The sequence below is a fragment of the Streptomyces sp. rh34 genome (assembly GCF_002551245.1).
Lineage (GTDB): Bacteria > Actinomycetota > Actinomycetes > Streptomycetales > Streptomycetaceae > Streptomyces.
Genome location: NZ_NTGZ01000230.1, coordinates 1 through 11,722, shown reverse-complemented (window position 1 = coordinate 11,722; position 11,722 = coordinate 1). Strand labels below are relative to the sequence as shown.

Annotated in this window: 13 protein-coding genes; 1 reads left to right on the top strand and 12 read right to left on the bottom strand. The window is 70.7% G+C overall.

All coding sequences use genetic code 11. The features are described 5' to 3' along the window. Positions 1 to 200: hypothetical protein (locus tag CR470_RS40110; RefSeq protein ID WP_218923790.1), on the bottom strand; the 200-nt coding region annotated here is incomplete at its 3' end. Between CR470_RS40110 and CR470_RS29795 the strand changes: the two genes are divergently transcribed. Continuing rightward, complete coding sequence (locus CR470_RS29795; protein ID WP_257138957.1) at positions 138 to 1,895, top strand: condensation domain-containing protein; 1,758 nt, start codon at positions 138 to 140, stop codon at positions 1,893 to 1,895. The genes CR470_RS40110 and CR470_RS29795 overlap by 63 nt on opposite strands. 72 nt (positions 1,896 to 1,967) lie before the next feature. Here the strand turns inward: CR470_RS29795 and CR470_RS29790 are convergent, their stop codons facing one another. The 11 genes from CR470_RS29790 to CR470_RS39795 form a co-directional block, all read right to left on the bottom strand. Further along, a complete protein-coding gene (locus CR470_RS29790; RefSeq protein WP_097870597.1) occupies positions 1,968 to 2,666 on the bottom strand; it encodes a hypothetical protein in 699 nt (232 codons plus the stop codon). Beyond that, positions 2,663 to 3,175: an MbtH family protein gene (locus CR470_RS29785; protein ID WP_097870596.1), complete on the bottom strand. Its 513-nt coding sequence runs from the start codon at positions 3,173 to 3,175 to the stop codon at positions 2,663 to 2,665. Before CR470_RS29785 ends, CR470_RS29790 begins: the two co-directional genes overlap by 4 nt. Continuing rightward, complete coding sequence (locus CR470_RS29780) at positions 3,168 to 3,437, bottom strand: phosphopantetheine-binding protein (protein WP_179892411.1); 270 nt, start codon at positions 3,435 to 3,437, stop codon at positions 3,168 to 3,170. Before CR470_RS29780 ends, CR470_RS29785 begins: the two co-directional genes overlap by 8 nt. Positions 3,438 to 3,451: 14 nt before the next feature. Next, entirely contained in the window at positions 3,452 to 4,735 is a 1,284-nt protein-coding gene (locus tag CR470_RS29775) for a cytochrome P450 (protein ID WP_218923788.1), read from the bottom strand. After that, entirely contained in the window at positions 4,736 to 5,956 is a 1,221-nt protein-coding gene (locus CR470_RS29770) for a cytochrome P450 (protein ID WP_097870594.1), read from the bottom strand. It lies immediately after the preceding gene. Continuing rightward, entirely contained in the window at positions 5,953 to 7,770 is a 1,818-nt protein-coding gene (locus tag CR470_RS29765) for a non-ribosomal peptide synthetase (RefSeq protein WP_097870593.1), read from the bottom strand. The genes CR470_RS29770 and CR470_RS29765 overlap by 4 nt, the downstream gene beginning before the upstream one ends. Then, positions 7,767 to 8,516 carry a thioesterase II family protein gene (locus CR470_RS29760; protein ID WP_179892410.1) on the bottom strand — a complete coding sequence of 250 codons (750 nt, stop codon included), beginning with the start codon at positions 8,514 to 8,516 and terminating at the stop codon, positions 7,767 to 7,769. Before CR470_RS29760 ends, CR470_RS29765 begins: the two co-directional genes overlap by 4 nt. Continuing rightward, positions 8,513 to 8,725 carry an MbtH family NRPS accessory protein gene (locus tag CR470_RS41385; RefSeq protein WP_097870591.1) on the bottom strand — a complete coding sequence of 71 codons (213 nt, stop codon included), beginning with the start codon at positions 8,723 to 8,725 and terminating at the stop codon, positions 8,513 to 8,515. Before CR470_RS41385 ends, CR470_RS29760 begins: the two co-directional genes overlap by 4 nt. Positions 8,726 to 8,975: 250 nt before the next feature. Further along, complete coding sequence (locus CR470_RS29750) at positions 8,976 to 9,437, bottom strand: MaoC/PaaZ C-terminal domain-containing protein (protein ID WP_097870590.1); 462 nt, start codon at positions 9,435 to 9,437, stop codon at positions 8,976 to 8,978. 57 nt (positions 9,438 to 9,494) lie between these two features. Continuing rightward, complete coding sequence (locus CR470_RS29745) at positions 9,495 to 10,814, bottom strand: helix-turn-helix domain-containing protein (protein WP_257138958.1); 1,320 nt, start codon at positions 10,812 to 10,814, stop codon at positions 9,495 to 9,497. Positions 10,815 to 11,471: 657 nt separating this feature from the next. Beyond that, on the bottom strand, positions 11,472 to 11,722 hold a 251-nt coding region (locus tag CR470_RS39795; RefSeq protein WP_218923787.1), incomplete at its 5' end, for a hypothetical protein.

Genomic DNA, 11,722 nt, shown 5'->3' with positions numbered 1-11,722 from the left:
GTGTATAAGAGACAGAGCTGTACCTCGCCGCTGGTGGGCCGGGCGTCGGGCCGGGGGGAGCCCCCGGCGACGACCGCGGCCCGCGCGCGGTGGCCGAGCACCTTGTCGCCGATCCGCACGGCTCCGCCGGCGGCCGGATGCACCGCACCGGCGAGCGGGCCCGGGTACGGGCCGACGGCCAGATCGAGCGCCTGTCCCACGTCCCCGCCCCGGCGTCAGGGCACACTCCGCCGGCCCCCGCGGGTACGGCGGGAGCGGTACCCCGCACAGCCCGGCAGGAGATTCTCTGCCTGATCTTCGCTGAGCTGCTGGGTGTCGCATCGGTGGGTCCGCACGACGACTTCTTCGCCTTGGGCGGGCAGTCGTTGCTGGCCGCTCGCGTGGTGAGCCGGATCCGTAAGGTCTTCGGGGCGGACATGAATTTGGACGCCGTCTTCCGGGCCCCGACCGTTGCCCGGCTGGACGCCTGGATGGATCACGCCGGGCAGGCCCGGCCCCGGCCGGCCTCCGTGCCCCGCCCTGGCCGGCTGCCCGTCGCACCCGCCCAGCTGCGGCTTTGGATGCTGGACCAGATCCAGGGTCCGAACCCCTCCTACAACGTCGGCGTCGCCCTGCGGTTGCGCGGAGCGGTGGACTCCGAGGCGCTGGAGGCAGCGGTGAACGACACCGTCGCCCACCACGAGGCGCTGCGGACCGTGTTCCCCGACGCCGACGGCGAGCCCTACCAGTACGTGCTGCACGAGGAGTCCGCGCGGGTCGTGCTGGAACGGGCCGACTGTGCGCACCCCGCGCTGGACGGTCTGCTCGCCGACTGCCTCGGGCATGCCTTTGACCTGGCCGACGGGCCGCTCCTGCGGGCCCACCTGGTCTCGTTGGACGACACCTCGTGCGTCTTGTTGCTGGTGGTCCATCACATCGTCTGCGATGGCCGGTCCGTCCCCGTCCTGCTGCGCGACCTCGGCGCTGCCTATCGTGCCCGGCTCGACGGATGTCCCCCGGAGCTGGCACCGGAAGCCGGACGGCTCCAGTACGCCGATTACGTACTCTGGGAGCGGGATGTGTTCGGCGACGCCGAGCGGGACGGCAGCCCACTGGCGGAGCAGCTCCGCCACTGGCGCGACACGCTGGCCGCGCTGCCGCCGGAGGCGACGCTCCCGCCCGACCGGGCGCGGTCGGAGCGGGCTGACCAGGGCAATGCCTTCGTCCCGGTCGCCCTTGGGGCGGAGTCGCACCGCGCGCTGCTGCGACTGGCCAGGGAATCCGGCACCACTCTGTTCATGGCGCTGCACGCGGCCTTCGCCGCCGCGCTCACCGTGCGAGGAGCCGGGACGGACCTGCCGATCGGCACCCCGGTGGACACCCGGACGGACGAGAGACTGGACGACGTGGTCGGGTTCTTCGTCAACAACCTGGTGCTGCGCACCGATGTGTCCGGCGATCCGGACTTCCGCGCCCTGCTCGGCCGGGTCCGGGCCACCGACCTGGAGGCGTACCAGCACCGGCAGTTGCCCTTCGACCGGATCGTGCGGGAGCTGAACCCACCGCGCTCGCTCACCCGCAATCCACTCTTCCAGATCGGGCTGGCCCTGGAGCAGGAGGCGCCGTCGTCCTTCACCGCCCCAGGACTGGAGGTCGACCCGTTGCCGCTCCGGGCGGCCGCCGCCAAGTCCGACCTGGACCTCACGCTGATGGAGCGGCTGGACGCATGCGGTGACCCGGCCGGGATCACCGGTGCGCTGGAGTACCTGACCGCTCTGTACGACCGGGTGACGGTGGAGGCGCTGGCCGGGTGCTTCGAACGGCTGGTGACGGCCCTCACCGACGATCCCGACGCGCCGCTGAGCGTCGTGGCACGTCGGGCCGAGGCGGAACAGGTGGTGCCGGCGAGGCCGTGACGGCTGAGCGCCGGGGGCGGTCCGCGCAGAAGAGCCGCGGACCGCCCCCGGCGCTCGGCCGTCACGGGTGGTTCAGGAACTTCGGACGAGGTCCTTCAGCAGCGCCCTGGCCTCCGGGGTGTCGAGGATCCCTCGGTCGCCCGGCACCCGGTGCAGGCGCGGCTCGACGCAGACCGGCAGGAGCGGCGCCCAGTGCTCCGCCGTCCGGGCGGTGAGCACGGTGACGGTTCGCGACGCGGCCACCGGGCCGACCGCCTCCAGACTGGCACGCAGGAACCGCAGCCAGGCCCGGTAGCGCGCGAGCAGGTCGTCGACGAGCTCGTACGCGAGCTCGTCGCCGCCGTGCGTTTCGGCCATCGCGTCCCGGGAGCTGAGCAGGAGTGCTTCCCAGCGCGGAAGGTCGAAGCCGCCGGCCTCCGGCGGCCCGATCCCGGCGGACACGCACAGCCGCGCGAAGTCGCGGTGCACGTCCCGGTCGGTGACGAGGTACGGGTCCACGAGCACCACGGGTGCGTCCGCCAGCGCCGCGACCCGCAGCCCGAGGGCCGCCGTACCGCAGTACGTCAGCACCATGGCGACGGGGGCCGGGGCGTCGCGCAGCACGAGTTCAGCCTGCTCCTGGAGTTCGAGCGGCCGGGTGAGGTGGTGCACCAGGGGGTCGATCCGGACCAACGGGGCAGATCCGGGCTGCTGAGCCAGAAACCCGAAGTCACCCGTGGTCTCGCCCATGCCGCGGAACTCCAACGCCAGCACCGTCTGCGGGCCGTTCACGGCTTCGCACTCCCCAGCGGCCTCCGGACGCGGGCCGCGGCGGCCGGCTGACCCTGGGCAAGCTCCTCCGCGAGCGAGGCAGGTGTCGGGTTCTCGAAGAGGGTTTGCAGCGAGACTCCGACCTGGAACCGCTCCTTGATGCGATTGGTCAGCCGGGTGGCGAGCAGCGAGTGGCCTCCGAGGGCGAAGAAGTCATCGTCGGGGCCGATCACGTCGCACTGCAGCAATTCGGCGAAGACCGCGCGGAGTGCCTCCAGCGAGGGCTCTCCTGGTGTGCCGACCGGTCCGGCCGACGGCTCAGCGAGGCCCTGGCCACTCCCCGCGTTCCCCTTGCGGGAGCCGGCCAGTGCGCTGTCGATGATGTCGAGGCACTCCTGACGGGGGTGGGGGCCGTGGACGGTCGTCAGCCCGGCCGGCAGGTCCAGGGCGGCGGGCCAGACAGAGTGCCGGCCCCGCGGGTCGGACAGGACGAGGAAGAGGCCGTCCGGGTCGTCGAAGAGGTTATCCACGGTCCTCCTCCAGAAGCCGAGGGCCGGCCGTCAGCCGCAGCTCGCACTCGTGGACCAGGGCTCCCAGGCTTCCGTCCATGAGGAACGGCTGGAACGGGAACTCAATGGGAAGTGACTCCTCCACCTTCGCCATCAGCTCGACGGCGGCGAAGGAGTGACCGCCGGAGGTGAAGAAGTTGTCGCCGAGATCGGCGCCCGGCAGGGTCAGTACCTCGCACCAGGCCGTCCGGACGACGTCCTCGACCGATAGATCGCTGTTCACGCTTCCTCCGCTGGTCAGTGGGGCTGCAAGGTGACGGGCAGGGACTCGATGCCCCACATGAAGTTCGACCGCATGCGCCGGATCGGGCCTGCCAACCGCGCGCCGGCGACCTTGTCGAGCAGCACGTGGAGGAACACCCGCAGCTCGACGCGGGCCAGCGAGGCGCCGATGCAGAAGTGGTTCCCCAGGCCGAAGGCCAGGTGCCGGTTGGGCCGGCGGCCGAGGTCGAAGGTGTGCGGCTGGTCGAACACGCTCTCGTCGCGGTTGACCGATGGGTTCCAGATCGCGACCTGCTCGCCGGCTCGGACGGTCTGCCCTCCGATGACCGTCGTGGTGCGGGCGACCCGCACCACGTGCATGGCGGGGGTGGACCACCGCAGGATCTCGTCCACGGCGGTGTCCAGGTCCACCTCCCTGTCGCGTAGCCGCTGCCACTGTCCGGGGTTGTCCATGAGCGCCAGCAGCCCGGCGGCGGAGGACAGACGGGTGGTCTCGTTGGCGCCGGTGAGCAGCCCGTTGCAGTTGAGCAGGATCTCCTGGTCGGTCAGCGGGGCACCGTCAGCCATCCCTTCGGCAAGCAGGCTGACGACGTCCTCGCCCGGAGCGGCGCGCCGACGGGCCAGCAGGTCGCGGTAGAACCGGAAGATCTCGGCGTTGGCCAGGGTGCGGGCGCTCGGGGAGACCGGGCAGCCGTTCGCACCCAGCGACGAGCCGAATGCGGTGCTGCTCAGCTCCACCAGGCTGAGCCGCTCGCGCTGGCCGATGTCCATCAGGTGGCAGACGATCGCCGAGGGGAGGACGGCGGCGACCTCGTCGACGAAGTCCACGGTGCCTTTCTCCAGGGCCGCGTCCAGCAGAGGTTCGAGTACCTCGCGCATGGTGTGCTCGAGCGCTGCCGTCCGCCGCGGGGTGAAGGCCGGGTTCATCGTCTTGCGGACCTGGGAGTGCCGCGGTGGGTCGGTGACGATCAGCATGCGGCCGGCGGCCGCCGCGACGGCCTGCGGGTGAGAGCCCAGCCTCATGCCCCGCTCGGAGGTGAATGTGTGGTTGTCCCGGTAGACCTGGACAGCGGGCGCATGGGTCATCACCGCCCAGAACCCGCCGCCGTGCGGGTGGTCGTTCCAGTGCACCGGGGCTGTCGCGCGCAGCTGTTCCCAGACCGGGAGCGGATCACCATCGGCGTAGAGGTCCGGGTCGGCGATGTCGGGAAGTCCTGGGTCGTTGGCGGCGGCGCCGACGTCGGCCAAAGTGATGTGGCCATCGGTGGTCCGGCCGCCCACGGTGTGGTCGGCGGCCACTCAGACCACCACCCGGACGGGCAGACTCTTGATCCCGAGCATGAAGTTCGATCGCAGCCGCACCGGCTCGCCGGCCTGTTCCAGCCGGCCCGGCCTGGACCGCAGCTCCTCGACCAGGGCGGTGAGTTCGGTGCGAGCCGTGCCGGCGCCGATGCAGTGGTGCGGTCCGCTGCCGAAGGCCAGGTGCCGGTTGGGGGTGCGGCCGACGTCGAACCGGTCCGGGTCGGTGAACTGCTCCTCGTCCCGGTTGGCAGAGGCGTTCCACAGGGTCACCGAGTCGCCCGCGGCGAGCTGGGTTCCGCGGATGGTGGTCGCCCTGGTGACGGTCCGCTGTACGTAGGCGTTGGTGGACGTCCAGCGCAATATCTCCTCGACGGTCGTGCCAACGGTGCCCGCGTCGGCGCGCAGCCGCTCCCACTGGCCCGGTGTCTCCAGCAGTGCCAGCACTCCACCGCTCGCACTGTGCGGGGTGGTCTCATTGCCGCCGACGGCCAGGTTCATCAGATTGAAAAGCAGCGAGTCCTCATCGAGTTCGCGGCCGTCGGCGGGGGACAGCAGAAGGGTTACGGCGTCGTCGCCCGGGGCCGACCGGCGTTCGGCGACCAGATCGAGGAAGAAGTCGAAGATTTCCCCCTGGACGGCGGCCAGGCGCAGTCCCTCGTCCGCGATGCCGCCTTCGAAGTCCTCGTCGCGGTAGCCGATCATCCGGCGGGTGAGGCCGATCAGGTGGTGGGCGTCGCGGTGGCCGATCCCCATCAGCGCCACCAGGGCGGCGGCCGGCAGCTCAGGGGCAACCTCGCTCGCGAAGTCGCCGCCGCCGTCCGCCCAGAACCGGTCGAGGGCGGCGCCGACCGTACGGCGCACCTCGCGCGAGACCCGGGCGACCATCCGTTGCGAGAACACCGGCTGCACCCGCCGCCGCAGCGACCGGTGCTGGGGGACATCCGCGCAGACCAGCATCCGGTTCGAGGCGGTGTCCACCTTGCTGTGGTAGGAACCGCCGAGGATAGCCCCGTGCGCCGAGCTGAACGTCTCGTGGTCGCGATAGGCGGCGAGCACGTCCTCGTACTTGGTCAGTGCCCAGAACCCACCGTCCGGCGAGGGGTTCCAGTGCACCGGGGCTTCCTGCCGCAGACGCCGCCAGAGCAGGTGGGCCTCGCCCCGGACGAAGGGCTCACAGTCCGTCAGGTCCAGATCGTTCACGATGACGTGTGGTGTCATGCCGCCCCTCCTGTGGTCGCGGCCCGGTCGAGCGCGCCGGCCAGTTCGGCCAGCATGGTGTTGTTGAGGATGTCCAGCACCGACACCTGCGACGCGCGGTCGCGGGTGATGCGCCGGCTCATGCGGAACGCCAGCATCGAGTGGCCGCCCAGGGAGAAGAAGTCGTCGGTGACGCTGACTCGTTCGATGCCGAGCATCTCGCTCCAGACCTGGATGAGGTATTGCTCGCTGTCGGTGCGCGGCGCCACGAAGTCACCGCGCTTGAGGTCGCGTTCGGCCAGCCGGGCGAGCAGCGCCGCGTCGTCGCGCTTGCCGTGGCCGGTCACCGGAACGTCGGCGACCCGCACGAACTCGGCGGGCACCTGATAGTCCGGCAGCACGTCCTGCGCGTACCGGCGCAGTTCGGCCAGGGCCGGCCGGCCCTTCGGGACGACGAAGGCGACCAAGGTGCGGTCGTGGTCATCGCCGCGCGACAGCACGGCGACGTCGAGCACCTCCGGGTGCGCCAGCAGGGACCGTTCCACCTCGCGCAGCTCCACCCGGTAGCCGCGGACCTTCACCTGGGCATCGGAGCGGCCGACGTACTCCAGCAGGCCGTCGGGGTGTTGGACCACCAGGTCGCCGGTGGCGTACACGACGGATCCGGGCGGGCCGACCGGGTCCGGGAGGAAGCGTTCCGCCGTCCGGGCCGGATCCCGCAGGTAGCCGCGGGTCACCCCGGCCCCGCCGACGTACAGCTCACCGACGCTGCCCGTGGGGGTGGGGGCGAGCCGCTCGTCGAGCACCTGCACCGTGACGCCGGTCAGCGGCCGTCCGATCGGGACGCTGCCCCCGTCCGCCGGTGCCTCGGTGATCTCATGGCCGGTGGCGGCGGTGGTGGCCTCGGTCGGCCCGTAGAGGTTGGAGAGCCTGCCCGTGAAGCTGGTTTCGAGTACGGCGCGGCACGCCGACGGCCGCACCACGTCCCCACCGGTGTGCAGAACCCGGAGCCCGGCGAAGACGTCCGGGTCCTCGGCGGCGAGATGGTTGAACGCCATCGTCGGCGTCAGCATCGCGGTGACCCGCCGACGCCGGAGCTCGCGGCCGACGTCGACCCTGACGAGATCGGGCAGCGACGGCATCATGACGATCTCGGCGCCGGCCGCGAGCGAGCACCACAGCTCGAAGTGGAAGGCGTCGAACGACACGTTGGAGACCTGTGCCACCCGGTCGGTCGCCGAGAGCGGCACCAGCGCCGGGTTGGCCGCGAAGTGGGTGAGGTTGCGGTGCTCAAGGACGACGCCCTTTGGTGTGCCGGTGGATCCGGAGGTGAACAGCACACAGGCAGCGTCCTGCGGACGCACGGTCGGCAGCGCCGCGACGGGGTCGGTGGGCGGCACCGCCCGGTCGAGGGGTGCCGCCTCCCGGTGCGTCCAGCCGAGCGTGGCCCGGTCATCATCGAGCGGCGGCCCGCCGTCGGCGTCGGTCAGGACCAGGCGGGTGTCCGCCGCGCGGAGCATCAGTTCGCGCCGGGCTCGTGGATAGCGCAGGTCCACGGTCACGTAGGCGGCTCCGGCCCGCAGCACGCCGAGGACGGCCACCACCAGGTCGAGGTCCCGCTCGCGGTGGACTCCTACCCGGTCCTCAGGGCGCACGCCTTCCGCGATGAGCCGGCGGGCGAGCCGGGCGGAAGCTCGGTCGAGATCGGCGTAGCTCAGCTTGTGGCCGGTGTCGTCGCTCACAGCCGTCCGCCCGGGGTGCGAGGCGACGGATGCGGCGAAGAGCTCGGTGAGAGGGCGGGGGCCGTCCCCGGGCGCCCCGGTCTCCGTGTTCACAGTGGCAACCTCTCCTCGGCCGGAAGACCGTCGGTCAGTACGTCGAGCAGATCCCGGGGTGCGGTGCGGAAGGTGGAGTCGTCGCCCGGCAGGACCACGTGGTCCACCTTTCCGTACGCTTCCCAGGCGCCCATCTCGTCGGGACGCACGTGGCTGTCGTCCTTCCAGCCGATGCTGGTAATGGGGAACGGCGGGCCATCGGGCCCTGCGGGTACGTACCCGCAGGAGAGCGCCACATCGGGCTTCAGCACCCTGACGGACATGGCGAGCAGCTCCGCGGGCGGCTCCGGCTCACCCCTGGTCCGGCAGGCGCGGAGCAGTTCGGCGGTGTACTCCTCGTCGGTGGTCTCCGGCGAGAAGGGCCCGAAGCGACCGCCCTGGTGCGGGGCCAGGCAGCCGGAGGCGAAGAACCGGGCCGGCAGCGGCAGTCGCCGGGTCACCAGCTCGCCGACCAGGGCGTAGCCCAGCCGGGCGCCGAAGCACTGCCCGAACACCGCGTAGGGCCGGTCGAGCAGGCCGCCGAGCGCGTCGGCGGCCTGCTCCGCGAACTCCTCCATGGTCGCGAACGGCTGCTCCCGCATGCGGTTCTCACGGCCGGGCAGCTGGACCGGGCAGACGTCGTAACCGCCGATCCGCTCCGGCCACTGCCGGTAGACCGAGGCGCCCATGCCGGAGATCGGGAAGCAGAACAACCGTGCTGCGGCCTCCGGGTCGGGCTCGCGGATCAGCCAACGTCCTGTATTCACCGAGCTTCTCCTCCCACGCCGGCCGATCGGGGGTCCAGCCAGTTCTTCGCTATCCATTCCAGACACTCCGGTTTCGCACCGGCGGGACCCCTCCTGGTCCAACCCGGCGGGATCGGGAGTTCCCTTGGCCAGATACTGTGGCGCCCTTCTTGGGTGCACACGATCAGCCAGTCCGCATTCCGATCCGTCCCGGAAATGGCGTCACTCATCGCCTACTCCGTTCCTTTGCATGCTGTCCGGTAGAATCCGTTCGACCAACAATTCCGGCCCGGATCCGGCCCGCATCCGCCCGGCCGCCGGGTTCCCGTGTATCGCGTATCGGAACCGCCGTGGAAACAGGGGAACGCTTTCAGACCGGCGGGGGATGCCTGAGAAGACTAGCCGTCCGGCCCGCGCCCGGACCGGCATCTGATGCGGCGGGCAGGCGGCAACTGCCGCCCGCCGGCACCGCTTTTCGGATCACCCGGCCGTGGCGGACCGGTTGACCCAGAGAACGTGCTGGGCGAATGCCACCAGCTCATTGTTCTGGTTGAACGCGTCCACGCCGGCGTAGGTCCTGGTGCCGTCCAGTGACTCGGCCTTCTTCGCGTAGCAACAGGTGATGGTGTCACCGAGCTTCACCGGGGACACGAACCGGATGCCGCTGTACGCGAACGAGAGCCCGTCAACCTTCTCCCTGGCCATCCAGCGTGCTCCGGCCGAGGACATCAGCCCGACCAGGAAGGCCCCATGGGCGACACGCTCGCCGACCGGGTGCTCGGCGGCGAAGACGGCGTCCACATGGACGGGGTTGAAGTCGCCGGTCAGCCCGGCGAACTGGTAGACGTCGAACTCACTGACCGTCTTGGTGAACCGAGCCGCCCCCGGCAGATAGCGCACCGGGGTCCACTGTTCGGCCGGCATCTCACTGTCGAAATCCATCACTTCTCCTCGATGCTCTCCGTGAACTCCCGGGCCGCGGGAGCCGGCCCGCCGGTCTCAACGGCACACCTCGACAAGCGGGGGCACGCGCTGCTGGAGGACGACCAGTGGCAGCTCGCGCGAGGTGGGCCGCAGCTCGTCGAGCGCGTGGCAGATCAAGTTGAGAACCATGAAGCGGCCTGCCTGCCGGTCCGCTGGAGGCCCGACCCGGCGGACCAGCCCATAGCAGGTCAGCGTGTAGATCCGCTGCATCAGCTCGGCCGGCGAGCCGCCCAGCTGGGCGATCGCGCCCTGCAGGGACCAGGGCTTGTGTGCCGCCGCCAGCCGACGCAGGACCTGGGCGTCCTTCGGCCCCAGCGACCGTACCGTCTGTGTCAGCATCCCGGGCAGGTCGGCGTCGCTGGGAAATCTCGGGCGAACGAAGGCGAGGGAGGAACGCGACACGATGTCCAGCAGTTGGGTCGGCTCGTAGAAGTCCAGGCCGAACGCGGCGGTCTTCAGCGCCAGAGGGATGCCGTCCAGCAGGCAGGCGATCCCCGCGATCGCCGACACCGCCTCCGGGTCGAACATCGTTTCCGGCCTCAGCCGTGAGCATTGGGACAGCAGGAACTGCACAGCCGGGTAGTCGGCGAACGAGGCATCAGTGCCACCTGGGCTCCAGGCAGGCGTGGTGAGCGGTAGCACCGTATGGCCGACGGCACCCTCCAGGTGGGGCAGCGGCTCGCGGGTCTCGTAGACAACCCGCAGCCCGGGGCAGCGGTGCAGCAGCGCCCGGATCGTGCTCTCCACGCCCCGGCCTATCCGGTGGCCCTCGATGACGAGCAGGACGTTGGCGTCCGCCAGCATGTCGGCTATGTCCTCGACAGCGCACTCGCCGGTGAGCAGCGCGGATATCCGCCCGGACAGGCCACTCGGCCGGTCTCCCCCGCCGTCTGCGCTCAGCCAGATGACCGGGACGCGGTTGGCCAGGTGCAGGGAGTTGACCACCTCCTGGATCAGCCTGGTCTTGCCCACTCCGGCGATCCCGGCAACAGTGATCAGCCGGTGTCCGCTCTGCCCGAGCAACTCCGTGAGCGACGCCACGTCGCCTTGCCGCCCCACGATCGGCTGCAGCGGCGTCGGTGGCTGCGGCAGTTCACCGCCCAAAGACTCCGCGCCGAGCCGGCAAGCCGCCGCAGCCTCCAGTTTCAGCCGCCTTACCTCGCTCAACTGCAGTGCGTCGGCGAGCAGTCTGACGGTTTCTTTCCGCGGAGCCCTGGCGTGGCCGAGTTCCTGATCCCGAATCGCCCTGATGCTGACAGTCGACAGGTCGGCCAGCTGCTGCTGGGTCATCCCCGCCCGCACGCGTGCCGCCCTCAGTAGGTTTGCATACTTCACGTAGCCACCTTCCGACAAGTTGACCCAGTGTCACCAGCCGACCACATCGGGGCTGGTGGGCAGTTCAATTAGAGACCAGTCGCTCCGGAGAAGCGGCAGGTAGACCGGCAGCTTCGGCTCCACGTCGGTGGCGAACTGTCACACATGCCGGCGATAGCCTCTCTATGCCCCGACATTGCAGGGGCCGCATAGGCACTTCGCAGACAATCCAGCCTGCGGGAATTTTCCTTGAGTCGAAATGCAAGAATGGCTGGAATCGGACAGGGTATGCACGACGACGGGTTCGCAGACGGCGTGCTGCTGAACGGGCGCGGGGCGACAGGCACGCACCCATGCGGTCCTCGCGGCGGGCCCGACGGCAGCGAGGCGGCTGGAGGTCGGCTGTGGCACGGGCGTCGCTGAACCGGAAGGCCGGCGAGTCAAGGGGCATCGGGCCGAACACGGACGGCTCGGCTCGCAGCACCGCCCCGGCCCGCGCGACCATCCCGCTGCCACCACCCTCGACCCGGACGCGCGGGTGGAGTCCGACACGCTTACTCACCTGGAGAGTGCCTCTTTCCGTGCAGCAGCCAACAGGTCGCTGGGCAAGTGCACATCGTTGCAGTTCAGGAGCGTCCTCCGCTGGTCGGTTCAAGCATCGGACAACCCGCTCCGAGGTCAGGCGCGAGGAACGGGTCCCCCCTCGCCCGGCGGAGCCGGCAGGCGTGCGCCGGCCTGCTTCCACAGCAGTCGGGGCGAACCGCAGAGCCGGGCTGCCTCGTAGGCTGCCCGGAAGAGCCGGACCACGCCGGGATCGCTCGTGCCCGCCGCTCCGAACGTCTGGACGGCGGCGTGAGCACTGTTCAGCGCGGCCGTGACGGCGGCGGCCGCCGCGGCGGGCGCGAGGTAGCCCGCGGGCGTTCCGCGGT